19 protein-coding genes are annotated in these 26,212 nt (G+C 57.1%); all 19 read left to right on the forward strand.

The window, feature by feature from the left end:
* Positions 1-125: 125 nt before the first annotated feature.
* The 19 genes from traC (at position 126) to mobF (ending at position 26,198) form a co-directional block, all read left to right on the forward strand.
* Positions 126-2,771, forward strand: coding sequence for a type IV secretion system protein TraC (gene traC, locus ACNY69_RS20860; protein WP_418800133.1), 2,646 nt, complete (start codon positions 126-128; stop codon positions 2,769-2,771).
* A gap of 14 nt (positions 2,772-2,785) precedes the next feature.
* Positions 2,786-3,232, forward strand: coding sequence for a type-F conjugative transfer system protein TrbI (gene trbI, locus ACNY69_RS20865; protein ID WP_418800136.1), 447 nt, complete (start codon positions 2,786-2,788; stop codon positions 3,230-3,232).
* A complete protein-coding gene (gene traW / locus ACNY69_RS20870; RefSeq protein ID WP_418800139.1) occupies positions 3,229-3,852 on the forward strand; it encodes a type-F conjugative transfer system protein TraW in 624 nt (207 codons plus the stop codon). The genes trbI and traW overlap by 4 nt, the downstream gene beginning before the upstream one ends.
* The gene (locus tag ACNY69_RS20875; RefSeq protein ID WP_418800142.1) at positions 3,849-4,493 is read left to right on the forward strand and encodes a hypothetical protein; all 645 of its coding nucleotides are present in this window, start codon (positions 3,849-3,851) and stop codon (positions 4,491-4,493) included. Before traW ends, ACNY69_RS20875 begins: the two co-directional genes overlap by 4 nt.
* Before the next feature lie 135 nt (positions 4,494-4,628).
* Complete coding sequence (locus ACNY69_RS20880) at positions 4,629-4,967, forward strand: hypothetical protein (RefSeq protein ID WP_418800144.1); 339 nt, start codon at positions 4,629-4,631, stop codon at positions 4,965-4,967.
* The gene (traU, locus tag ACNY69_RS20885) at positions 4,967-5,959 is read left to right on the forward strand and encodes a conjugal transfer pilus assembly protein TraU (RefSeq protein WP_418800147.1); all 993 of its coding nucleotides are present in this window, start codon (positions 4,967-4,969) and stop codon (positions 5,957-5,959) included. The genes ACNY69_RS20880 and traU overlap by 1 nt, the downstream gene beginning before the upstream one ends.
* A 9-nt stretch (positions 5,960-5,968) precedes the next feature.
* Positions 5,969-6,598, forward strand: coding sequence for a type-F conjugative transfer system pilin assembly protein TrbC (trbC, locus tag ACNY69_RS20890; protein ID WP_418800150.1), 630 nt, complete (start codon positions 5,969-5,971; stop codon positions 6,596-6,598).
* Positions 6,595-8,448: a type-F conjugative transfer system mating-pair stabilization protein TraN gene (gene traN / locus ACNY69_RS20895; RefSeq protein WP_418800152.1), complete on the forward strand. Its 1,854-nt coding sequence runs from the start codon at positions 6,595-6,597 to the stop codon at positions 8,446-8,448. Before trbC ends, traN begins: the two co-directional genes overlap by 4 nt.
* Positions 8,445-9,242, forward strand: coding sequence for a type-F conjugative transfer system pilin assembly protein TraF (gene traF, locus ACNY69_RS20900; RefSeq protein ID WP_418800155.1), 798 nt, complete (start codon positions 8,445-8,447; stop codon positions 9,240-9,242). The genes traN and traF overlap by 4 nt, the downstream gene beginning before the upstream one ends.
* 10 nt (positions 9,243-9,252) lie before the next feature.
* Positions 9,253-9,720 (forward strand): hypothetical protein, encoded by a 468-nt coding sequence (locus ACNY69_RS20905; RefSeq protein ID WP_418800158.1) that lies wholly within the window; start codon positions 9,253-9,255, stop codon positions 9,718-9,720.
* A 198-nt stretch (positions 9,721-9,918) separates the two neighbouring features.
* The gene (gene trbB / locus ACNY69_RS20910; RefSeq protein WP_143790490.1) at positions 9,919-10,542 is read left to right on the forward strand and encodes an F-type conjugal transfer protein TrbB; all 624 of its coding nucleotides are present in this window, start codon (positions 9,919-9,921) and stop codon (positions 10,540-10,542) included.
* Between the two features lie 31 nt (positions 10,543-10,573).
* Complete coding sequence (locus ACNY69_RS20915; protein WP_143790488.1) at positions 10,574-10,852, forward strand: hypothetical protein; 279 nt, start codon at positions 10,574-10,576, stop codon at positions 10,850-10,852.
* 125 nt (positions 10,853-10,977) lie between these two features.
* Entirely contained in the window at positions 10,978-12,345 is a 1,368-nt protein-coding gene (gene traH, locus ACNY69_RS20920; protein ID WP_143790486.1) for a conjugal transfer pilus assembly protein TraH, read from the forward strand.
* Positions 12,338-15,460: a conjugal transfer mating-pair stabilization protein TraG gene (traG, locus tag ACNY69_RS20925; protein WP_418800162.1), complete on the forward strand. Its 3,123-nt coding sequence runs from the start codon at positions 12,338-12,340 to the stop codon at positions 15,458-15,460. The genes traH and traG overlap by 8 nt, the downstream gene beginning before the upstream one ends.
* A gap of 13 nt (positions 15,461-15,473) precedes the next feature.
* Complete coding sequence (locus ACNY69_RS20930; RefSeq protein WP_143790481.1) at positions 15,474-16,034, forward strand: hypothetical protein; 561 nt, start codon at positions 15,474-15,476, stop codon at positions 16,032-16,034.
* A gap of 181 nt (positions 16,035-16,215) precedes the next feature.
* A complete protein-coding gene (gene traT / locus ACNY69_RS20935) occupies positions 16,216-16,899 on the forward strand; it encodes a complement resistance protein TraT (protein WP_143790524.1) in 684 nt (227 codons plus the stop codon).
* A 421-nt stretch (positions 16,900-17,320) separates the two neighbouring features.
* The gene (locus tag ACNY69_RS20940; protein WP_418800167.1) at positions 17,321-17,680 is read left to right on the forward strand and encodes a hypothetical protein; all 360 of its coding nucleotides are present in this window, start codon (positions 17,321-17,323) and stop codon (positions 17,678-17,680) included.
* Between the two features lie 101 nt (positions 17,681-17,781).
* Positions 17,782-20,403: a type IV conjugative transfer system coupling protein TraD gene (traD, locus tag ACNY69_RS20945; RefSeq protein ID WP_418800170.1), complete on the forward strand. Its 2,622-nt coding sequence runs from the start codon at positions 17,782-17,784 to the stop codon at positions 20,401-20,403.
* Positions 20,400-26,198: a MobF family relaxase gene (gene mobF / locus ACNY69_RS20950; RefSeq protein WP_418800172.1), complete on the forward strand. Its 5,799-nt coding sequence runs from the start codon at positions 20,400-20,402 to the stop codon at positions 26,196-26,198. Before traD ends, mobF begins: the two co-directional genes overlap by 4 nt.
* The last annotated feature ends 14 nt before the right edge of the window (positions 26,199-26,212 follow it).

Genomic DNA, 26,212 nt, shown 5'->3' on the forward strand with positions numbered 1-26,212 from the left:
GATGTTCACGGCTTTACCCCCTCATGGACACGTTTTTGCGCACAGTACGCCCGGTGCCGGGAAATCCGCACTCTTACATACCCTGATAAAGGCCGCGCCGAAAACAGAGCGCGCCGGAGGTCTGCATGATCAATAACGTTCTCGATCACCTCACCGGTATTTTCAGCAGCAGCCGTGATGAAGGCGGCGCCAGAATGGCGCGCCAGAGGCTTCAGGAGAGCTTCAGCTACCCGTCAATGACCAGCCTGCTGCCGTGGCGCGAATTTGATGAGAAGTCTGAGCTGTTCATCAACACCCGCTCGGTCGGCTTCATCATGGAAGTGGCTCCGCTTGCCGGTGCCAATCAGCAGGTGGTACAGGCGCTCGATGATCTGCTGCGTAAAAAGCTGCCCCGTAAAACTCCGGTCACGGTGCTGATGGTGGCCAGCAAGTGCGTGGGCGACATGCTGGAAAACGGGCTGAGCAGGGACATGTGGAAGGGCAACATGGCATCGCGCCTGAACGCCATTACAAAGGCCTTCTGGGAGCGATCGGCGCTGAAGGGGCTGGCCAACGAGCGCGAATATCCGCTCTATCTGCGTAACTACCGCGTGTTTCTGGTGTACGCACACCCCGGCACCGGCGGCATCAGGTCGATGGACGCGGTGACGCAGGTGCGCGAAACGCTCCGCGTCTCGATGCTGGCCGCCCACATGGACACGCGCCGTGTGGGGCCGACGGAGTTTTTGTCCATCATCCGCGAGCAGCTGAATTACCGGCCAGGGCAGGTCAGTGCCGGCAGCGAGCACTGGAACCCGGAGCAGGAGCTGCACCGCCAGTGCGTGGACACCAGTACCGAAATGGAGGTTCATCCGGATCACCTGAAGCTGACCACAGCCCGTCAGCACGGTGACCGGGCGGTTAGCGACAGTAGCGACAGCGCGGTGGTCAGCACGCGCATCGTGAACATGCAGCTGACAAAGGTGCCGAAACGGTTTGCACTCTGGCAGGCAGCTGACAACCTGCAGAACATGCGCTTTCCTGACCTGGGCATCCCCTGTCCGTTCCTGCTGAGCTGGACCATCTGCGTGGAGGATCAGGTAAACAGCCAGAATGAGGCATTCCGCAAAGAGCAGGATATGGGCAAGAAGGCCAATTCCTCCTACGGCAAGTTGTTCCCCAACACGCAGCGTACCTATGAGGAATGGCGCGACCTGCGCATGGGGCTTGCCAGCAACGAAATCGCTATGTGCAGCTTCAACCTTAACCTGACGCTGTTCACGCCCGACAGTGACAGCGAACAGCAGCGCTGTGAACTCTCCGCTATCAACGTGTTCCGCAAAAACGATCTGGAAATGTCCGCCCCGCGCTATCAGCAGCTGCGCAACTGGCTGACCTCGCTGCCGTTCGTGATGCAGGAAGGACTGTGGGACGACATGAAGCAGATGAATGCCACCCTGCGCTGCAAGAGCTTCAACGCCGTGAACCTGATGCCGGTTGTGGCTGAGCGGCAGATGGCAGCATCGGGCAGCCCGCTGCCGACCTATCGCAACGCGCTGGCCTTTTTTGACATGTTCAGCGAAAGCAATGGGGCCACCAACTTTAATATCGCGGTGACCGGCACCACCGGGGCGGGAAAGAGCTTCTTTATACAGGAAATCCTGCGACAGGTGCTGAACGCCGGCGGCTTCGGCTGGGTTATCGACATGGGAGGCAGCTATAAGAACTTCTGCCGGCAGGCGGGCGGCGCTTACCTGGACGGTGCGACGCTGCGTTTTAACCCGTTCGCCAACGTGCGGGACATTAAAGAGTCCGCCGAGGGTATTCAGGGCCTGCTGACCGTTCTGGCGAGCCCTAATGAAGCGCTGGATAAGGTCAGCGAAACCATCCTGCTTAAAGGCGTGGTGGCGGCTTATGAGGCGAAGCAAAACACCGCGCGTATCGATGACGTGGTGCTGTACATGAAGTCTGATGCAGTGAAAGAGGAATATGGTCAGCAGCCGACCATCATGAACCGCATCAACGAGCTGGTGCTACTGCTGGACCGCTGGTGTACGTGGGGAGCTAACGGCGACTACTTCAACTCGGATAAGCCGACGCTCGACGGCGACACGCGCTTTGCCGTACTGGAGTTGCTGAGCCTAGAGAACCAGCCTCACCTGCTCTCTGCAATCCTGTACTCGCTGATCCTGGCAATTCAGGAAAAGATGTATCACTCGCCGCGCAGCCTCAAAAAGGTCGCAATTATCGATGAGGCCTGGCGCCTGTTCAGCGGCTCTAATCCGCACGCGGCACGCTTTATCGAAACCGGGTACCGTACGGTACGCCGCCACCGCGGGGCATTCATCACCATTACGCAGGGCATCAAGGACTTTACCGGCACCAAAGACCAGGCAGCACCGCCAGCTGCGGCTGCGGCATGGGACTGTTCGGGCACGAAAGTGACACTGCTGCAGGATGCGAAAGCATTCAAAACCTACCTTAACTCCAACCCGGATCAGTTCAGCGAAGTTGAAACGCAGGTTATCCGTGGCTTCCAGCCCGCACGCGATACAGGCTTCAGCTCGGTAATGATCTCAACAGGTGAAAACAGCTCGTTCCACCGCGTCTTTGTTGACCCGGTGACGCGCGCCATGTTCAGCACCCGTGGGGAAGACTATCAGTACATGACCGAAGCACAGAAACGTGGGGCAACCAGTGAGGAGGCTGCCTACCTGCTGGCCTGCGAGCCGCACATGTACCAGGCCGAGATGCAGGAACTGGAGCGCTGGGCGGGCCTGACCACTGCTTAAAAGAGGATTAAACGATGCAGGAAGAAAGACAGCCGAATCAGCAGGTGGCGACAGAAACCGCGGATAATGCAGGGATGAGTGACGGCGTTCGTGAGACAGTGGGTGCGCGGCTGATGCGTAGCCGCTGCGTCCGTCTGGCGACGCTCGGCGTGCTGGTCATCGCGCTCAGCGCCGGTGTCAGTATGCTGGTTGCTAAGGCAGTACAGCCCGATTACGTGGTGTTTGACATGAAAGGCACCATCGACACATTCCGGCAGCAGACAGCGCAGCAGCCGGTGGAAAAGGAGGCGCTGGCGACGCTGACAAAGCGCTTTGGCGCCGCGCTGGACGCCAGTCTATCTGACTGGCAGGCCGCGCACGGCGGCGTCATCCTGGTGAAGGGTGCAGTGGTAGCCGGCGTCACCGATATTACCCCGGCCATTCAGGCCGATATCGCCCGCCAGATGCAGGGGGCGCCATGAGGCAACTCGCCACAGCGGTTTTTTTGCTCGCCACAGTGGTTGCTCAGTCGGCGCAGGCGAAAGAGCTGGGCACCATCGGTCACCTGTTCCCCATCGCTGAGCCCGACCTGCTGACCTTTATTGATCAGCGCCTGAAGGGCATGGAGGACAGCGGCGAAATGGACCGCCTGCAGCGTGAGGCGGAGGCCAGAGTAAAAGCTCACGCCGTGCGTCCCGCGCCGGTAGCCGGACTCTCACCAGCGAAAACCGACCGCGCATTCCTGTATGACCCGACCTTCACGGTGCGGGAAACCATCCGTGATATGCGCGGCAACGTCATTGCCCGGGCGGGCGATAAAGTTAATCCGCTGGACAGGGTCGCCTTCAGTGAGACGCTGTACTTCATTGACGGCGACAACCCGCAGCAAATGGCATGGCTGAAACCGCAGCTCGCGGGGCAGCAGAACTTCAAAGTTATCCTGGTGAAAGGTAACGTGCACGACAGCAGCATCGCGCTGGACGAGCCGGTGTACTTTGACCAGTACGGTACGTTAACAACAAAATTCGGTTTTGAGCATACGCCGGTTCGCATCTCGCGTGCGGACAGGATGCTCCGGGTAGAGGAGGTGGCACTTAAATGAGTCAAGGCACAAATGGGCAGTCTTCTACCGAACCGGCCGTGGCGACGCCCGTCCAGCTACATCCTGAACCACTGATGCAGACAGAATGGGCGGTGCAAGCCCCGCCTTTATGTCGTGCTGAATTCTCACTGTCACCGGAGAGTATCAGCTCGTTTACATCAGGCCTGCCGGCTGTGGGTATCTTCATTGTCCTCATGGCGATGGCCATCGTCTTTGTCCGTTTGGGAAGGCGAATGAATCCCGAGAGGCCGGACACAATCCCCGTAGCCTTCGGCTTGTCATCACCGGCACCGTTTGGCAGTCGTGAAATGGCTGACCTGGCAGTTACTGAGGTGAACAGCCATTGCTGGCAATTTATGCTGGCAGCGTTTAAAGGCGCGCTAGAGGCTGAAGGATTTACGCTCCGTGCTGATTCACGGGCGAAGGTATCGCTGCCTTATGCTGTCCGAGCCCGCGTGGGTATCGCCATCGTAAAAGCGCGTTCCCGCTACCTGAACCCGCGCCAGAGCGACGAAACTGCAGAGGCAATGCTGCGGGATGCCGAAAAGGATGACTATACCGGCAGCTGGACGGACTGTTGTCAGCGGGGATCTGAAGCAGCTGGATGGTATGTCGTCAGGCGCGACGTTCAGGGCCTCTGAACATTTTCCTCCCCGCGATGCGCAAACTGTTCGTTCCTCGCGCTGCTGCGGTACGCCTCAGTCTGCCCCCCGCAGGCAGGCCTGATTAACGTCTGACTTCGGCAGTTCCGCTGCCTTCATTACGGAATTCCACCTATGACACACCCTGCTGAAATATCGGCTCAGCCGGTCGTGCGCGATCGCTGGGGCGGCTGGACACATCATGAATTTTTTGTGCCAGCTGGAGACAATGAATATCCGCAGCCCGGCGAGTTTGAGGCCTGGCTTTCCGCACATAATCTGGCGGCCGCCTTTATCTGGATGGAAAACGACGCACCTGGCTGGTTGATGGAAGAATTTTGGAAAACTGGCAATTGCAGTCAGTGGGAGCCGTCCGGGCCCGCGGGCGGGGGATGGTTTGTTGGCAGCATAAACGACACAGATGACGGTCCGGTGTGCGTCTGGCTTTGTAACAAAATGCAGGTCGAAGATTAATGAAACGTTTCCTCCTCATAATATGCCTGCTCACGGCAGGTGTTATGGCGAAGCCTGTCATGGCCGCGACCAGCAACGCCGGCGACGGGCGCTGGGTAAACCCTATCAGCGACGTCTGCTGGAAGTGCCTGTTCCCGATGTCGCTGGGCAGTATCCAGCTGGCTTCAGGCGCACATCCGGACACCCCGAATCCCGCCTCGCCGATTCAGATGTGTCCCTACGGTATTTTCTATCGGCTGGGTCTGGCCATTGGCTTCTGGGAGCCGCTGGCGCTGACCGACGTGACGCGCGAGCCCGGTGTTATGGTGAACATGGGCGGCTTTAAAATTAACCTCGGCCGCACCGGCGCCGGACGCGGCGGGCAGAGCGACTCACCCACGCCCGGCAGCTTCTATCACGTGCACTGGTACAAATACCCGCTGATTTACTGGCTCAACATCATCACCAGTATGGGCTGCATGCAGACCGGCGACATGGACATCGCCTACCTGTCCGAGGTTGACCCGCTATGGAACGACAGCACGCTGGCCATGATCCTGAATCCGGAAGTGGCGCTTTTCAACAACCTGCTGGCGCAGGGGGCCTGTGCTGCAGATTCCATTGCTTCTACGGCGGGCGTGCCGCTGGACCCGCTGTTCTGGTGTGCCGGCGCACAGGGTTCGATGTATCCGTTTACGGGCTTTACCAGTAATGAGTTTTCGCCACTGGAAGCCTCACTGCTGGTCAGCGAACGCATGGCCTTCAAGCTGCACCGGGAGGGGCTGGTGATGGAGACTGTCGGGGCGGATGTCGCTGTCTGTTATGAATATCCGTCCCCGATCATCCCGAAATCACGCTGGCGTTACCAGATGGTGAATATGTATCCCGAACCCAATGACTGTCATCCGTTCGGCACCACAACCCAGCTCTGGGGCTCGGTACACAACTCACCGGCGACGAAAAAGAACTTCGGCTACCTCATGTGGCGAAAGCGTAACTGCGTTTATCTGTAAGGACTCTCCATGAAAAAACCTCTGATTACGGCGCTGCTTGCGGGCGCCGCGCTTCTTTGCGCAGAAACGGCGAGCGCTACAGAACAGCCGGTTGTGTCAGGTAATGACATGGCGTACATGAAGCAGCAGCAGCGAGACCTAGAGCTGTTCAAAAGCCAGCTGAAGGGCATGAATATCACGCTGCCGGATGCGCAGCAGGAACGGGTCTCGCAGCTGCAGAATGAGATTGCTGCCTCGCAGGCGGATCAGAACAGCGCCGCCCGCCCCGCACCGCGGGCTGTGTATTTCGTGAGCCTGGGTATCCCGGAGGAGGGGCTGCTGCCGATGCTTGCGGACGCCCGCCGCTTCGGCATACCGGCCACGCTGCGCGGCCTGCTGAACAACGATTTCCGTCAGACCGCTGAGACGATGTTTGAACTGTCTAAAAAAGATAAGCAGGCCGGGGTGCAGATCGACCCGACCCTGTATGAGAAGTACAACATCCGGGCCGTGCCGGCGCTGGTCGTTACCTGTGGCAGTCAGTCGGATGTCATCTACGGCAGCCTGCCGGTTAAGCAGGCGCTCGAAGAGATTAAGCAGCGCGGCGACTGTGGCAGTACGGCCGCGCAGCTGCTGCAGGATGCGGAGGGTACCAAATGAAGCGTGCCCTGCTGCTTTCTTTATGTCTGATGGTGTCCGGCGCATTCGCTGATGCGACGAGTGACGCTTACAACGCGGGTGCGGGATATGCCGGCTCAAACAAGGGGCAGGGCACTGCTGCGGCGAAGGGGACAGACCCTGCATCGGTCATTCCAGGCTATACGGCCAGTCCTCCGCAGGGGGGCTACTACGGCGGCGTGCAGGGCGGTGATGGTGGGATCAAGGATAAAGGGCAGACACAGATCGGAAGTAATGAAGCTGGGCAGGCCGTTACGGATTCTTCAACGAAGAATCCGGCCGTGACCATTGACCCGAACGCCGACTTTATCCAGAACGGCAAGAATGCGGAGGCGAACAGCGGCTCCATCGTGGACGGTACCAACAGCCAGTGCACCGCGAAAGTCGTGTCAAAGTCAGTATTTGAAAACTTCACCTGCGACAGGGACGTGGCTCAGGTTCAGACCTGTGCCCGCACCGGCAGCATAATCCTCACAGGCTCCAGTCACACGGAAACCAGGACGATGAATATGCTGCTCAAAAACGCACGTCGTGTGGACAAACAGGTACTGGTAGATATTACATTCCCGGAAACGGCCACGCTTGTTAGCGGTACCACGCAGCTTGTTTATACGCCGGCACCTACTTATGTCAGTTCACCTAGATTTTATTATTACGTGATGCTGCTCAATAACAATGTCACGCTTGAGTACGGTAAGGGTGCTGTAGGTATCAATATTGCCGGAGTTCAGGTCAACGCAGGCCAGACCTATACAGCGATTGTTACCATGAATTCCTCCCGTGGTAATACACCCTACGATACGTTAGTGAAATACATCAATAATGGCACGACCCTGTTCCATCTCGACGTGACTTATAACGTAACCGTGTCAGATAAAAAGGCTGATACGACATGGTCTGAAAGCTGCAGCTTTGATAAATCCCAGGCAATCGCCAGCACCGGCAGCGTTTGTACCGATCCGGGTGGTACACGCTCAGTTGATTCTGACGGTCAGACCTATACCCAGACACAGGGCTGCTGGCAGTACCAGGACAGTTACATCGTGCCGGTTAATTCCACCGGTAACTGCGCTCAGCTCATGTCTGACAGAAACTGCACTTTAGCTGGCCGAGGTTGTACTGAAGCTGAAGGCGGTATGTGCACCCATGAACAGAATACATATCAGTGCCAGACCACTTTCAGCTCTCAGGGCCTGCTGTGCGGCGGTCAGTACCTCTGTCAGAGCGGCGACTGTGACGCTACGGACGGTGCCGGTGACAACGGTTTCGATACTGCCGTGGCCAAGCTTGCTGGTCTTGCCTCTGCCGGTGATGACGTGAAGAACGGCGATCAGATCAACATAAAAGCGTTTACGGGGCAGGCGCTCTATTGCCGTAAAGCAATGGCTGGCTTTTCAAACTGCTGCGTTGATACCGGCTGGGGAAATAGCTCCGGGCTGGCCAACTGCAACAGTGACGAAATGGCTATCGGTAAGGCGAAGGCTAAGAAGGTAACGGTTCTGGTCGGTGAAGCCTGTAACAAGACTGTACTGGGTGTGTGCGTGCAGAAAAAACAGGCCTACTGCGTATTTGGTGGCAAGCTCGCTCGCATCATCCAGGAACAGGGCCGTCGCGATCAGCTGCACGTCAGTTTTGGCAGCGGAGACTCACCGAACTGTCGCGGAATCACCGTTCCCGAGCTTCAGGCTATTAACTTTGATCTGATCAACTTCCAGGACTTCTACAGCGACCTGATGGCTAACCAGAAAATCCCTGACTCAGCGACGATGATCAAACAGGCAAAAGATCGCATAGCTGCACAGGTTAACGCTCAGACAGGAGGTAAAAAATGAAGCGCCTGCTGATTAGCCTCATGATGATTATGTTCGCCGGACAGGCAATGGCGGATGATGCACCTGATGCTGACGTGGTAGTGACACCGGCAGACCCGTTTACCGGCTGGTACTGGTACAACGAGCCGAAAAAAAAACCGGACCCGCCAGCACCAAAACAGCAGCCTGCGCCGCAGGTGCCGGACTTCAGCAGGCTCTCACCATCAGAGCAGGCGGATGTACTCAAGGAGTACACAAAGGAGGCTTTGAACAATGCCATCCTGCATCCGTCCGCAGAGCATACTGCCACATTCCTGCGCTGGCAGAAGTTCTGGACCGACCGGGCATCGATGTTCAGCCAGTCGTTTGCCGTTGCGCAGCTTGACCATCCGGACCTCGACTACAACCTTGATCATCCGCACTACAACAGCACAGCGCCATTGCAGCAGGCGCGGGACCAGCAGGAGCAGACGCAGGCAATCAGCCAGCTTTCCGGCCAGTATGGGCTGTTTTACTTCTACCGCGGCAGTGACCCGATTGATGCACAGATGGCCGGCGTGGTAGCCGACTTTGCCCGCCTGCGCCACATCTCACTGATACCGGTCAGCGTGGACGGCACGGTGTCCCCGCAGGTGCCCGACAGCCGGCCGGACGCCGGTCAGAGTGCGCGAATGGGGATAAGCCACTATCCGGCGCTGTTTCTGGTTGACCCGAAGTCAAAAAGCTTCCGTCCGCTTGCCTACGGCTTTATGACGCAGGACGACCTGGCGAAGCGCTTTCTTAACGTGGCCACCGGCTTTAAGGCTAACTTCTGAGGACCTGTTTATGCTGACACTCTCACCTGTCTGGCACGGGCGGCTGCGCGCTGCGCGGCTGGTGCAAAATCTCCTGCTGCAGACGCTCGTTATCCATCCGGCGCTAATGTTCTTTCTGCTATTCCTGCTCGGTGCACACGGCGCCGGTGGTGCCGGGCAGATGCTTGTGAACGAGGCCGAAAGGCTGATACGCGATGCCCCAGCGGGGCAGGTGTGGAGCTGCGCCTCACGGGTTTCGCGAGAGGCCGGGCCGCCGATTACTGATACGTCGAGGGATAAGACCGTACCGGTCAGCAGAGAAATTAAGCCTTCACCCCCGCCCGCTAAGTGTGTGGAGGCGGCAGAGAGCCGTGAGGCATGGGCAACAGAGACTAACCGTACGCTGCGCGGCTTTTACTTTACCGGCGTACTATTTTCCATTATTGCCGGCGTTGCGATGCGAATCATGCGCGGCCGCGTTCAGGGAGTCCGTTTATGAACCGCTTACCCCTTATCATCCTCCTGTTTATGTCAGGCATCATTTTTAACTGCCTGCGCCAGTTACTGAAATGGTCTGTCAGTTTCACCTATGACGTTCTCACCGGGGGCTCATTAGCCTGTCTGGTTCTGATTGCGCTTGGCCTTATCGCGGAGCTGATTGCCTGGCGAAGGTCGCGCGGCGGACGGGGAGGCCATCATGAGGCTTAATGTGCTGCTGACTGTACTGCTGACGCTGCCTGTATTCGCACACGCGTCTGTGGCCTCGGACATTGCCGCGCTGGAGCAGGCGAAGGAGCAGCGCGGTGCGCAGCTGCCGGACTTCGGATTACCCGGGGCCCGCCCGGAGCGTGCGGCACCTGTAAAGCCGCCCAGAATGATGACCCTGACCGACGGACGTCAGGTGAACCTGAACGACTATGCGGTGGTGGTTTTTATGCAGCGTGGCTGTCAGTACAGCGCGAAGTTCGACCCGCTGCTGAAGTCCTGGGCTGATGAGGCGGGGATAAAGGTGTATCCCTATACGCTTGATGGCTACGGAGATGCAGCCTTTCCGGTGGCGCTCATCCCGCGTAAAGCGGGGCCGAATGAGCCGATTGCCGGTGAGATCCTGACGTTCTTTGGTAACGGACTGCCCATCGCCACGCCGACCACTTTTATGGTCAACGTGAATACCAACGTGGCCTACCCGCTGTTTCAGGGTGAGACGGACATGGGAACCATGAGCCAGCGACTGGCGCTGATGATCGAAGCCGATATCGATAACCTTCCACCGGACACGCTGGGTCCGGTCCCAAGCAGTGCCTCACTGACCCCGCAGTAATACAGACGGCTGTACCGCCGACGGAATACTCATGATTGAAAAAACTTTAACGCTCTCCCGGCTGGAGACGGCGCTGCTGCTTGTCTGTGCCTCTCTGCTGGCCGCAGCCGCCCTTTATGCCTGGCTCGCCTGCGAAATTGCCGGCCGCATGGATGGCATCACTTACGGTGCTGACATGCTGGTCCTTAGTGGACTCCAGCTCTATCCGCTGTTGTTCCTGTTTTCCCTTTCCGGTGGCTTCGGCTGCGGGGCGCTGACCAGCATCACCCTACGCCGGCACGGATTTATGGCCGACCGTAACGCTTTCTGATCCGCGCAGGAACAAACCTTACTTACCGGAATAACCATTCTCATATTTCGGCTCAGCTGCCCATTAATTTTCTTCCAGCCAATTCAGTCAATGCTGAATCAATGGCTGTTTTGGAGCGTCTTCACATGAAACTCAGGCAGTTCCTTCTCTGCGCCGCGACGGCGCTGGTCATCAGCACGCCGGCTCTGGCCGACGTGCAGGGCGACCTGAACGGCTACTTTGGCAGTCTCGGCTTTGACGGCAACGTCTCAAAGGCTCAGGCATGGCAGGGCCAGGCCGCAGGCTATGTTACCGGCGGCTCTATCTATCTGCGTAATCCGGTTAAACAGGTGCAGCTCATCTCAATGCAGGTACCTTCACTCAACGCTGGTTGCGGCGGCATTGACTCTTATCTGGGGGCTTTTTCCTATATCAACGGCGCGGAACTGCAGCGATTCGTTAAGCAGATCATGAGCAATGCGGCTGGCTACGCTTTTGATCTGGCACTGCAAACGATGGTACCGGAGCTCAAGCAGGCTAAAGATTTTTTGCAGAAACTCGCCTCGGACGTAAACTCCGCCAACATGAGCTCCTGTCAGGCCGCGCAGGGCATCATCGGCGGCCTGTGGCCAGTGTCTCAGGTGTCGAACCAGAAAATCTGTCAGGACATTGCTGGCGAAAGCAACATTTTCTCCGACTGGGCGGCATCGCGTCAGGGCTGCACCGTGGGCGGTCAGGGCGACAGCGTCACCGGTCGGGCGTCCGATAAAATGAAGGACCAGGTGCTGAAAAACAAAAACCTCATCTGGGACGCGCTGGGCCGCAACCACCTGTTCGACGGCAACCGCCAGCTGAAGGAGCTGGTGATGAGCGTGGTAGGCTCCATCATCTTCAATAAAGCCGGGCAGGTGACGGTCCTGACGCCGCTGGTTGATAACCGCGACATCATTACCGTGTTGATGCGTGGCGGCACCGCGAAGATGTACGGCTGTGATGAGCAGGACCTGTGCCTCGGGCCGACGGTGGCCAGCGTCACGGTCAGCAGCGACGTGGCGCTGGTGACCCAGGTGCGCAACCTGATGATTTCCATCGACAGCAAACTCACTGCTGATACCGGCCTGTCGGACAGAGAAAAAGGCTTCATCAACACCACCTCGGTGCCGGTACTGAAATACCTGACAAACTCCCGCAGCATGGGCATGAGCCCGACCTACCTGATACAGGTCGCCGACTTTATCGCGCAGGACATGATGATCCAGTACCTGCAGGAACTGGTAAAACAGGCGGGCCAGTCACTGGCCGGTAAAAACTTCCCCGAGCAGGCCGCCGGCGAGCTTCGTAACAACGTGCTGGCTGCAACCTCGCTACTGGCACAGATGAAGCTGCAGAGCACCGCGGATCAGAACGCGCTGGACGGCATCGATCGCAACATGCAGTACCTGCAGCAGCAGGTATCAACCATTATCTCGACGTCTTATCAGGGTAACTATCAATGGGGAACGGGCAATGACTGAAGTCTGGACCATCTACGGCGGTGACATGTGGCGTCAGGTGTTTAACGGCGTTGTCACCGTCATCGGCAGCGACACCTATGACACGTTAAAACGTATCGCCGGGCTTTTTGGCGTGCTGGGCGTGATCTTCAGCTTCATCAAATCGCGCAATCCGATGGTGTTTGCCAGCTGGCTGGCCATCTTTTTTGTCATTACGTCGGTGCTGCTCGTTCCGAAGCGCAGCGTACAGATTCTTGATGTCACAGATCCGGCGGCAGTTTATCAGGTCGATAACGTGCCGGCTGGCCTGGCTTTCATCACCGGATTGACCACGTCCGTGCAGTTCGGTGTGGCGCGGCTTTATGAGTACAGCTTTTCGCGACCGGATTCGCTGACCTATACGAAGTCCGGCATGTTGTTCGGTTCGCAGATCGTGGCGCAGACCACGGACTTCCGGTCACAGAATCCGCAGCTGGCCGGAATGCTTACCGACTACGTGGAGAACTGCGTGGTGGGCGATATTCTGCTGAATAATAAGTACACCGTGTCACAGCTGCTGAACAGTACCGATCCGCTGACGCTGATTACGAATAACCCGAGTCCGCTGCGTGGCCTGTACCAGGATACTGGCAGTGGCCGGCAGTTCATCACCTGCCAGCAGGCGGCTGCGGTAGTAAAAAACCTGATTGGAGCAGACGTGCGCATCGGTGGCACAACCTGGCACGCGCTGGCCACGCGCGTGTTCGGCAGCCGCGTCAGTGGGGACACACTGCTCGGCAACGCGATGGATGAAAGCTACAACTTCTTCTATGCGGGTGGTCTGAGTGCAGCGCAGATTATGCGTAATAACATCACCAATGCGGCCATTCGTGACGGCTGGAAAGGTTTTGCGGCGCGATCTTCCGATACGGCCAACCTGCTGAATCTGGCCACCGAGTCCAGCATGACCAAGCAGCGCATCAGCTGGGGCGCGGGCGGCGTGATAGCCACGCGTACGCTGCCAATGTTCCAGTCACTGATGATGCTGGTACTGATTGCGCTGTTTCCGCTGGTCATTGCGCTGGCACTGGTGAACCACGACATCTTCGGGATTAAAACGCTGAAGCTGTACGCGGGCGGTTTCGTTTACTTCACCATGTGGCCCGTGATGTTCGCCATCCTTAACTCGCTGGCCAACTTCTATCTGCAGACGAAGACCGGTGCTACGCCACTGGTACTGGCCAATCAGGATCAGGTTGCTCTGCAGCACTCAGATGCGGCGAATATCGCGGGCTATCTGAGCATGTCGATACCGGTGCTCGCTTTTTTCCTGACCAAAGGCGCGGCGTCGGTGGCCTCACAGGCTGTCGGCGGGGTAATGAGTTCGGCAGCGTTTGCGACCGGGGGACAGGCCTCCACAACGGCAGACGGCAACTGGTCGTTTAACAACATGTCGATGGATAACGTCAGCGCCAACAAGTTTGACACCAACATGCTGCGCCGATCGGGGTCTCAGGGCTTCCAGACAGGTAATAACGCGATGATGACGCAGACGGCTGACGGGCACACTGTAGTGGATACCAGCCAGGCAATATCAAATCTGCCTGTCAGCATGAGGCTCAGCTCACTCGCCAGCAGCGGGTTCTCCGAACAGGCACGGCAGGCGCAACAGCAGGCGCAGAGTTCGCTTGATGGCTATAACCACAGCGTGACCAGCGGCTTCCAGCAGATGAACCAGCTGACGCAGCAGAGTGGCAACAGCGACAGCGTAACGCAGGGCAGCGATAACAGTGTGGCGACGAATGTTTCTAAAGGCGCGAGCAAAATGCAGTCTGCCGTTGAAAACTATGCGAAATCGCATAATGTTTCTGAGCAGCAGGCGTACAACCAGCTTATGGACATTACCAATCAGGGAAGTGCAGGCACGGGTGTCAGAGGGCAGGTTAAATTTGATACCGGTGATCAGCTGGGAGGTAAACTCGGTAAATGGGCTACTGGCTTGAGCGCAGGAGGTGAAGCCAGTGTTAGTGCCGACCTTCGTCATAGTACCGGCAGTTCACACGGAACGCAGGAAACTCACTCCGAGGGTCGCGATAGTCGTCACGATCAGAGCAGTCAGGAGGCGCGTGACTTCCGTGAGGGTATGGATATGGTGACATCTACCCGACTTAGCGAATCGGGCAGCCATACCGATAATCAGTCCAGCTCTAATGCTCAGCAGTTCGCAGCAACGCTTAATGATTCGAAGAGTCAGTACCATCAATACACCGAGAGCAGCACGCGTAGTCAGGAATTCAGCCGCATGGCCACACTGTCGCAGACACAGAGCGCCAGCCTGGACGCCAACTACAATCAGGAGTTTGTGGACTGGACAACTGCCAAATATGGCAGTGACGCCCAGAACATCCTGACAAACGTAAGAAGCGCACAGGGCGCAGCGACTGAATTTATGCATGAGCGTCTTGAGCCTGAAATCATGCGTAACTATGGTGCACGGACTGACCAGGTTAACAGTGAACCTCTGCAGCCAGCTCGTTCGCTGGATGTACCTGGAACATCTCAGGGTGGAGGCGCATGGCTTTCTCAGGGTGAACAGGTACCAGGACAAAGCCTTGCAGAAACATCATCGAACCAGAAACCATCACGAACTCTGGATGGGACGGGTTCAGAAGTGCGTGGGGAGATCCTGCTTAGTAACCCTGTAATATATGGACGTGAACGAACCAGCGGGGTAACGCCGGGTGCTGCCCAGACTGATGGCCGACCAACTGAAGTCAGCACGGACAGGAGGGAAAGAAATCTCAGCGTTTCAGCCGGTGCACCTTCACAGCAAATGAGAGACGATTTCCGCAGTGGGTCAAAACTTATAGGTGAGCAGGCTGCAGGTGCCGGCATTCAGAAAAATGTTGCCAATCAGGTTGCAGCACAAAGATCTGGCCTTATGGAAACTCTCAGAGATAATGACGGTAAAATCGCTGAAAATAAAACCACTGTTCAGATGTCCAGTGATATACTTAAGCACGAACATGATTCTGCTAAAGGAAATTTTAAAGCGGGTCATAATAAAGAGTTAAATGAGCAAGGCCAGAAACCCAAAGATAATCTGGGCGATGACTTTGATCGAAAAATAGCGGAGCTTAGGCGGCGTGCCGGATAAGTAAGGGGCTAGGATGATGTATAGCGATATCAAGAAGGATGCAGATTATCTGCTTAATAGTTTTTCATCTGGCGAACAGCAGGTTCCAAATGCACTCGATGCAATGAAACTGAGTGCTGTTTTTCCGGTAGCCTGTTTGTCGTTGTATGCATTATCGTTCGCATACATCATCTATAGTTTTGTGCCGCCAGACGATGTGTGGATTAATCCGACGCTGCACTATCAGGGGCTAACGCTGGCCTTTGGTGGCTTTACACTAGTCTTATCATTAGCAATTATGGCTATGACTTACACTCCGTTCCTGTTACTGACAGCTATACCTCAGACAGTGAGGCGTAAATCGCTACTGGTGCAGAAGTTAGGTCGGACATACAAAAATACCTGTATAGCAGCAATCTTTGGCAATGGCATGTTCGCATTAATGGCAGTCTGGAATCCGCAGTTATTTTATGCGGCACCATTCGTGCTTTTGATAAGCCATCTCATCATGCAGGCTATTATCAGTTCAGAATTAACACGCTATGGTATTGCTGGCGCAATGAGCAAATTCGCCAAAATTATTAAAAGCATCTGAGTAAACTCATCTACTGCTAATGCCCCTTCTGCCACTCTGGCAGAAGGGGTTTTCTTTATAAACACTTCCAATTAATACAGCGTGCCCAGGGGCGCGCCATTTCCGTTTTTTTCTGTCAAATAAGGATTCACCTGTGAAAAATCGTAATGTCTTAGTGGCAGCAACGACTGCTGCCTGTCTGATGCTTTCAGGCTGCAGTGCCATGAGTACAGCTATTAAAAAGCGCAATCTTGATGTCAAAACCCAGATGAGCCAGACCGTCTGGCTGGAACCTTCCAGCCAGAAAACGGTTTATCTGCAGGTGCGAAATACTTCTGATAAAGATATGAGTGATCTTGAACCGATGCTGGCGCAGGACCTGCGCGCAAAAGGCTATACCGTCACCTCCAGTCCTGATGCTGCTTATTACTGGATTCAGGCTAACGTGCTGAAAGCAGAGAAGATGGATTTACGGCAGGCACAAAGCTTCCTGTCGACAGGTTATGAAGGAGCTGCTGCAGGTGCTGCTCTGGGTGCCGGAATCACTGCTTACAACAGTAACTCCGGCGGAGCCATTCTGGGTATAGGCCTGGCCGCAGGGCTTGCTGGAATGGCAGCAGATGCTCTGGTCGAGGATACTAACTTTACGATGGTGACCGATCTGCAGATTTCCGAACGCAGTAAAGCAGCAGTAACGACGGATAATGTCGCAGCGCTTCGTCAGGGAAACTCTGGCATCAAGCTGCAGACCAGTAGCGAAGAGGGTAATCGTATGAAATATCAGACCCGTGTCGTTTCAAGCGCTAACAAAGTAAACCTGAAGTTCGAAGAGGCCAAGCCGGCTCTTGAGGCTCAACTGGCGAAATCCGTTGCCGGCATCATGTAGTCTAAAACACTGCTTAGCTGATGCTGTAATAATCCAGTGTAAAGTCATAAAGGTATGGCAACTTGCAGGTTGCTGAAATTCCTGGTATTAAGTAACGACCGGTTGTAAAACCGGCGGCAAGCGCCTTAAGGAGAAATAAGAAATCTTTCCTGACAACGGGGCGCCTGCCGACCCCCGTCTGCGCCCCTCGGGCGGCTGACATCGGGGCAGCATCAACACCACGGGTGCTGCCCTCCTCCCTTACGGGGCCTCATTTTCAACGGACTTCCCGGATATTCGGGCCAGCGGAAGCGTGGCTTAGATTCCACCAGTTAATTGCCGCGCATGCTTCACTGGCAGGCTTCTGCGTGGCTGGCGCGCATCCGGTCGTGTGCTGTACCTCTACTGATCCTCCATTCTTAACTTTCTGAAGGAAATACCTATGCTTCCTCTCAACGGTGCGGCACGCACATTTGTTATCTGGTTAACACTGTGTTTCGCCTGGAGCGCCATCGTGCTGTGGCAGTTCGGGCCGGATATCGTAAAAACCATCATGTCACACAGCCATCTGTTTGCCTGGGATCTCGCCACCCGTATGGCGCAGGGCGGCATGATGCCTTTGGGCATTATCACGCTGCTGCTGTTTCTGCTGGTGATGACTGCCGGCTGCGTGCTTTCCGCGCTCACGCTGGTCTGCTGGAATCTGTTTGTTTTCACCTGTGCTATCCCCGTTATGGCCAGCGTCTGGCTGCTGCGCCGTGCGGGGCTTATCCGCACCCCCGCGTCCATCACGCTGAATTAATCTTCGGGGCCTGATCGACCCTCTCTGCCACTTTCCTTTGTGCCGTCAGCCTGCCCGGTTTTTCCGGGCGGGCTGCGCCTGCGTGCTATCCGGAGTTCTTCATGAGTTTTACACCCAAATACCTGACGCAGGGCGGCCAGATGACGGCCTACCGGCTGCGTATGTTTGCGCAGGTCAGTAACTGGATTTTCCACTGGATGCTGCTGCTGTTCGTGATAGCCACCGGCGTGCTGTTCTGGCTGACAACACCCGACGATGTGCTGCGTAACGGCTTCTGGTACTGGGCTGCATGGCCAAGCCACTCATTACTGAGCTTGTCCCCGCGTGCGGCGGAAGCCACGTGGGACATTTTATGGCACTGCGATGAGAGTGCGCAGCTGTGCACGATAAAGCTGACGCCCGCGCAGTTGCTGGTCAATCCGTGGATGCAGGACATGGGACGCCAGTTTCTGACGAATCTGCGCTTCATCGCCAGCGCCTGCGGGATCACCGCCAGCCTGCTCTGGTGCCTTATTGCCTGGTATGTGGGTCGCATCGGTAAGAAAGAGAGTGAGGACGAGTTTATCTCGGGCATGACCCTTACTGACCAGCCTAAAGAGGTCAACCGGCTGCTTAAAAAGGCCGGTGAGAAGTCCGATCTGCAGATTGGCGGCCTGAACATGGTGAAGAACGCCGAGGTTATGAACTATCTCATTCACGGCACCATCGGCGTCGGTAAGTCCACGCTCATCCGCTGGCTGCTGGACTACATCCGCCGGCGCGGCGACCGGGCGATTGTTTACGATTCCGGCGGTACGTTTATTGAAACCCATTATGACGAGCGCGTGGACAAAATTCTGAACGCGCACGACAGCCGCTGTGAGAACTGGGTATTGTGGCGCGAGGCGCAGGACGTGGTGGACTACGAGAACATGACGGCTGCGCTGATGCCGGTTGAGGGTGACTCCGACCCGTTCTGGGTGTCCTCATCGCGCACCATCTTCAGCGACACGGCCATGCAGTTCGCGTCCCGTCCTGACCGCAGCATCGAAACTTTCCTGAAGACCTGTCTCTCCATCGATCTGAAAAGCCTGCGCGAGTTTCTCAAAAACACTCCTTCGGCCAACCTGGTTGAGGAAAAAATCGAGAAGACCGCCATCTCTATCCGTTCGGTGCTGACCAACTACGCGAAGTCGCTGCGCTACCTGCAGGGGCTGGATAAGGAGGGTAAGCCAGAGTTCAGCATCCGCGAGTGGATGACCGATGCGCAGTACGACAGCAGCTGGCTGTTTATTTCCACCACGGCCCGCCACCGCAAGGCGGTGCGCCCCCTGATATCTATGTGGCTGTCGCTGGCTACGCTGCTGCTGCAGAGCATGGGCGAGAACAGCGAAAGGCGCGTGTGGTTCGTTGGTGATGAGATCGCCAGCCTGCAGAAGATACCGGAGTTCAACGAAACGCTGGCCGAGGCGCGCAAGTTCGGCGGCTGTTTCGTGATTGGCATTCAGAACATGCCGCAGCTGATCCACATTTACGGCCGCGAGATGGCTAAAGCCATCTTTGACCTGCTGAACACCCGTGCCTACGGCCGGTCGCCAAGCGCTGAGGTGGCCAAAATCGTGGAAGAGGAGCTGGGACATCAGCGCCGGCGCGAAGCTCGCGAGCAGAACAGCTACGGTCTTGATCAGGTGCGTGACGGTATATCCATCAGTAAGGACAAGGTCAACGAGCCTATCGTGGACTACGACCAGATTATGAAGATGCCGAACCTGCAGTTCTATGTGCGCCTGCCAGGCGAGTACCCGGTGGTGAAGCTGAACCTGAAGTACCGCAGACAGAAAAAGTATCACCCCGCACTGCTTGAGCGCGACTTCCGTGACCGGCTGAGTCCGGAGCTCGAACGCATCATCGAGAGCAATGAGCGCAGTTCCCGCGCGGCAAACATTTCCTTTCCGACCGGCGAGGAAATACTGGAAGACGATGACAGTACCCCTGACACCTCCGGGCCGGCGTCTGTGCCTGTCTCATCCGCTGCTGCGCCGTTAAAAGCTCAATCGTCCGTGGTTCGCCCGGCTTTGCATGCTGAGCGGGAGGTTTTGGTGCCGGTACCAGCTGTAATGCCGGTTACAGCACCAACAGCATCAGAGGCCGCAGGTGATACGCCGCCACCCTCAAATGTGCGTCCGTTCCCGCTGCGTACTGTACCCGCGCCGATCATTGCAGCTGAGGCTGAGCCGCTGCCGGCAAAGCAGACTGCCGCAGAGACATCGCCTGAAACGGAAGTAACGCCGCCGGCACCTGTCCGGCCGGTTGCACCGGCAGACATCGGTAGGGAAGCATCGCCGCCGGAGACGCTGAAGCCGGTCGTGCGCCCCCTCATGAAATCAAAGTCAGCCGGACCCAGTGCGCTGGACATGCTGGCGCGCCGCAAAAGCCGCGCGGCTGCAGCACAAAACAGCGAAGACAACGCTGATGAGGCAGCACCGCAGGACGGCGCTGCGCAGGGTGAGGCTCCGGAGCTGAATATGCAGATGGAAAAAGACGACGGCGGCCGCCTTATCGTCCGGCACATCAGCCCGCGGAAAACCGACCAGGAAAAGCGCGAAGAGGCTGATGCCCGGCAGCACAGCGACGCCAATGCGCGCATGGCCGATGACGAAAAGAACATCCTGCGACACCGCGATGACTACGACGCGTATCAGGAGATGAGTGACAGCCTTGACCCGGGAGGGTATGAACGATGATGACCGTTGCTCCAGTGGCTTCGGCCGCCGACGCTGCCGGCTACTACAGCAGCAAGGATAACTACTACTTTCTGGATGATATGCCCACGCAGTGGATGGGTGAGGGCGCTCGGGAGCTGGGCCTGGAGGGTCCGGTTGACCTGGATACGTTTACGGACATTCTGCACGGCAATCTGCCTAACGGCGTGATGCTGGGTAAGGAAGTGCAGGGGGCACACGTGCACCGCCCGGGGCACGACTTTACCTTTTCAGCACCCAAAAGCGTCTCGATGCTTATCCTTGCCGGCGGCGATAAACGCCTGCTGGAGGCACATCATGACGCGGTAAAAGAAACGCTGGCCATCATGGAGCAGACGGTAAGCGCCCGGGACACGAAGGAAGGCGTCACGCGCATCGTGACCAGCGGTAAAATGGTCGCCGCCCTGTTCACGCATGACACCTCCCGCAACCTCGATCCGCAGATCCACACGCATGCGGTGATGGCCAACGTCACGGAGTTGGACGGCAAGTGGAAGGCGCTGGCCACCGACACCATTCATGGTGCTGGCTTTATCGAAACGGCGTACCGCAATCAGATAGCGTACGGCAAAATCTACCGCAATGTGCTTAAAGGCAAGGCTGAGTCTATCGGCTATGAAACCGTGCCAACCGGCGGCCGTCATGACTTATGGGAGATAAAGGGCTTTACGGAAGCGGTGCTGGAGGAGTTTTCCTCGCGCCACCGGGAAATCCACGCGCGCGCCGGCGAGGATGCCTCACTGAAAAGCCGCGACGTGGCCGCACTCGATACCCGCCAGCGCAAGCAGGATATCAGCCGCTATGGCGGGGACGAAGCTGCACCGGAGCGTACCCGGACTGGTACTTCCGTTGTACCTGTGCTGGCTGAGCCAGCAAGGGAGCGCACAGAAGCAGCCACAGATAATATTCCTGAAACCACGGATAAAGAACTTTCAACCCCATCAGCACAGGATAAAGATGTAACGGCAGGATCTGGCCCAGAGAGCACGCTGTCAACTGCAAAAAAAGTCCCTGAGATGATGGATGAAGAATCTCTAACGCCGTCTGAACAGGATAGAGAGTTGCCGGCAGAGCCTGAGCTGGAGGGTACGCTTTCAGTCGCAAAAAAAGCCAGTGCAACCGCGGATAAGGAAAGGCCAGCGCCGTCAGCACAGATTCAGGATGACCCTATCGCTAAGCCTGAAACAGCCGATGGACGTGCCCGGCTGCAGGCGCGCTGGCAGCGCCAGATGGAAGACACCGGCTTTGATATTCAGGGCGTGATAAATAGAGCGCACGAACGTGAAATGTCTCGTCCTGAAGCGAAAGAGTTGCAGGAGGCCCCTGTGTCGGCGATTGAGGCGGTCCGCACCGCCATTTCCGTGTTGAGCGACAGTAAAACGCGGTTTACTTACGGTGATCTTCTGCTGACCGCTCATAATGCCGGTGAACTACAAAACACCATCCCGGATCTGCGTACAGCGCTTGACCAGTCAATCCATGAAAACCTGCTAGTACCTTTGGACGGTGATAAAGGCGTATTTACCTCACACATCCACCTGCTTGATGAGCTATCAGTGCAGTCGCTGGCGGCGGACATTATGAAAGAGAACAGGGTAATTAATTTCAGTCCGGACGGCATTCTGTCCTCCGGGCATCCTGGGCATATTGCCCGGGAGCCCGCCGTTATCATCAGTGCTCCTGCATCAGTCGGACGGCTGCGTGAGGTTACGGAGATGCTGGTGACAATGTCACGGGAACAGGGGCGGGAAGTTAGCGTGCTGGCCAGTTCGGCCGAGCGCGCACTTAGCTTTGCCAAAACACCTGAGCTCACTGATCGGCTGCTCCACCGCAGCCGGATGCTTGATGGCACTTTTAGCCTAATGCCGCAGAGTACAGTCATCGTTGAGAGCGCGGAAAAACTTAGCCTGAAAGAAATGCTGGTCCTCACAGGTGAGGCGCATCAGCAGAATGCGCAGCTCCTCTTTCTGGACAGCGCCGGTCGGCAGTCAAATGCGAACGCCCTGTCCGTGCTGACGGCTGCGGGCGTGAAGCGTCAGAGCCTGAACGCACCGTCTGACGGAATCGAGGTCCGTGTGACCAGTATTCAGGACAAACGCGACCGCTATCAGGCGCTGGCCCAGCGTTACGCCGGTATGGACCCTGCAGAGGGTCCCATTACGGCCATTGTTACAGGCCCACGCGAGCAGGCCCAGTTGACCGGTGTTATCAGGAGAGCGCTGCAGGATGCCGGCAGGCTGGGACAGGATTCGGTCAGCATCGTGGCGCGTACCCCGGTGTTTGTGACGGCTAAAGAGCGCCGTCTACCTCATATTTATCGCGCCGGTATGGTGCTGGAGGACCGGTCAGAGAAAAACGAAACGCGGCACTACGTCATCGACCGCGTGCATGATGAGACCCGCATGCTCTCACTGATTGACGGGGACGGCGTGCTGTCACGGGTAAAACTCAGCGCACTCTCCGGCGACTGGCGGCTGTTTACGCAGAACAACGTTGAGGTTGCCGCCGGAGAGCGCCTGTTTGCGCTTGCCGGCGATAAGCATGCAGGCCTGAAGGCGCGTGATCGCCTCGCAGTCACTGCTATTGAAAATGGCACGCTCATCGTGCAGCGCGAAGGGCAGCAAAAGCCACTGCGGCTGGATGCGTCCCGGCCGCTTTACGTGACTTATGGATATGTCAGCGCGCCCGGCAGCCGTGACAACGATCGCGGCACGGTGCTGGCCAGCCTGGGCGCTCAGGATTTGTCGGTAAATATGATCAATGCGCTGGCACAGTCTGGCCATGAGGCGGAAATTTTTACCGGCGAAGCGCTGACCCGTGCAGAAGAAAAACTGGGGCGCATGCGCTCCACGCGGTCACCGCTGTCGCTGGTCCGTCAGGCCAGTGGAAAGGAGGATGCCAGCGAGGCTGTGGACACGCTCAATAAGCAGCTGCTTTCAGACGCACAGAAAGCCGTAACGCGCGGCGTGGCGCAGATGCGGGACGTCGCTTTCTCGTGGACCAAACTGCTGGATGAGGCGCTGACATTCTGCGGTGACCTGAAGCTTATCGAAAGTGAAATTGCCCGGCAGGTTAAGGAAGGCGATCTTATTGAGGTGCATACCGGCTCCGGACCTCACTTCGTTGCGCGCTCCACGTGGGAGATGGAAAAAGCCATAGTGAGTGAAGTCGAGCGGGGTAAAAACACGCAGGTGCCACTGATGGCACAGGTTGATCCAGCCCTTCTGTCAGGCCTGACTCAAGGTCAGAAAGAGGCTACCTCGCTAATTCTGCAGAGTCCTGATCGGTTTACTGCCGTACAGGGGTATGCAGGCGTCGGTAAAACGACCCAGTTTAATGCGGTAAAAGCGGCTATCGATACCCTGCCGGCTGATGCGCGTCCGGTCATTATAGGCCTGGGGCCGACTCACCGGGCAGTGAAAGAAATGGCGGGGACCGGCATCGATGCGCAGACGCTTAAGTCCTTTGTGCTGGACTGGCAGATGCGCAGCGCGGCCGGTGAGGACGTCCGCTATGACAACATGCTATTTCTTATCGATGAGTCATCCATGATTGGTAACCAGGACACTGCGGCGGCGTACCGCGCGATCGCCGCCGGAAACGGCCGCGCCGTGCCGGTAGGAGATGTTGCACAGCTGCAGTCGCCCGAGAGCGGTGCGCCGTTCCAGCTGATGCAGGAGAGGAGCCCGATTGACGTGGCGGTGATGAAGGAAATCGTGCGCCAGCGCGATCCGGACCTGAAATCTGCGGTTTACAGCATCATCAGTAATGATTTCGCGGCGGCGCTGAGAAATATTGAAAAGGTGTCGCCGGAGGTTGTTCCCCGCAGGCCGGGTATGGTTCTGCCATCCGGCTCAGTTGTTGAGTCAGCAAGCCCGGTGTCCAGCATCGTGGCTGACTTTATGAGCCGTACCGATGAGGCCCGGGCACAGACAATGATCATGGTTCAGCTGCACGCAGATCGCAGAGCCATCAATGAGGGTATTCATAATGCGATGGTTGAATCAAAAGAGCTGGGCGAGGCGTACCGCACCATCCCAGTCCTGGACCGCATTAACGGCGGCCGGCACGACTTTAACCGAATTGACGACTGGGAAGTCGGGCAGGTTGTGATGGCCAATCAGCGTTACCTGCATGTCACCGGCGTTGATCCGATTAACGGCAATGTCACCCTAAAGGATGAAGCGGGACGTACGCAGTTCTGGTCGCCGCAGGAACTTAACGCCACGGAAATTGAGATATTTGAGACTCGCTCAATAGAGCTGCGCACGGGAGACAGCGTCCGTCTGAGCAAAACCCAGAAGCAGGCCGGTCATGCCGCACACGAACAGTATCGCGTGGAAGAACTGCGCGGAAACGGTGAGATTGTCCTGCGTAACGCCAGCGGAGTGAAGGTTATCGATCCAGTAGCCACGCTTGCTGACCGGCACGTGGATTACAGCTGGGCGGTTACCGGCTATGGCGCGCAGGGCGCCAGCGCCCGATACTCACTGGCACTGGAAGGTGTTGAGGGCGCACGTGAGCAGATGAGCGGTGCGCGGGCATTTTATATCAATGTCTCGCGTGCGAAGGATCATGTCCAGATTTTTACCGATGATAAAGCAGGCTGGACAAAGACGCTCAGAACCGGAAAAGACGGGCCGGCCACTGCGCATGACGCGCTCACGCCCGAGCCGGAACGCGACCGTGCCAGACGGATCTGGGAGATGGGTCAGCCCGCGTCTAAAACGGCAATAGGCCGCGCATTTCTGCAGTCAAATGGCCTGCGCGGTAGTCCGGTTACGGCACGCATTATCCCACCGACAAGAAAGTTTCCGGAGCCTCATCTGGCCCTACCTGTGTTCGACGGTAACGGAAAAGCGGCGGGCCTGACGATGGTGCCGTTGCGCCAAGAGAAGGGAACTCTGATCACAGGGCAGAATCGCCAGCTGGTAACCGGGGGTGCACAGGCAGCTATGCTGCAGAAGAGCCGCAGCGGCGAGATCCTGCTTGTCAGCGATCTGACGCAGGCATTTGCCGCTGCACGTGAAAAACCGGAGGCGGGTGTGCTGATCGTGCATAGCCGTCAGATGCCGTCCGCACAGCTTCTGAAGGTGACAGGAGGCAATCCGGAAGAGCTACGCCGTCCGGACACCACGCTGCTGAGCCAGGTGAAAGCGGAGTTACAGGAGATGCTCGCCGTTCTGCCACGAACAGAGAAAGAGCAGGATGAGCAGGCTACGTTGCGCAGTGCAATAAAATCAGTCAGCAACAGCAATATGATGGAAAAAACCGGCCAGCCGGCAGCATCAGTCGGACGGGACGAAATGAATAAGATTACTCTCGCCATCCACCTTGCAGCACGTGTAGCAGAAGTTATGGCGCAGAAGCTGCCACGCCTGCCGGGCGAATCGCAGCCGGATTACAGTTCGCTCGTCCGACAGGCTGCCCGAACGCTGGCGGAAACGCCAGATGGCTCTGCTGATGCTGCGGTGCGCGCCGTGCTCGGTGCTCTGTCAGTCAGCGGTATACCGGACAGCGTCAGGCAGGCTGCTTCAGCCGGCAACGACGTCGCGACCCCGGCTGCGGTGGTCCGGGATGTGCAGGAAGAACTTAACCGCTCGCGGGCTGCAGTTAAAACTGCTCAGCAGGAAATACCGTCGGCTGCGCTGGCAAATGCTGCGCGCGAACTCGACCGCCAGGCTCAAGTCAGTCTGCCTCCGGAATCACGGGGGCGCGAGCCTGACAGAGAGTTACCTGGTCCGGAAATTACCCGTCATATACAGAAAGAACGTTAACACTCTCTGCGGCC

The sequence above is a fragment of the Pantoea graminicola genome (assembly GCF_048452665.1).
Taxonomy (GTDB): domain Bacteria; phylum Pseudomonadota; class Gammaproteobacteria; order Enterobacterales; family Enterobacteriaceae; genus Pantoea.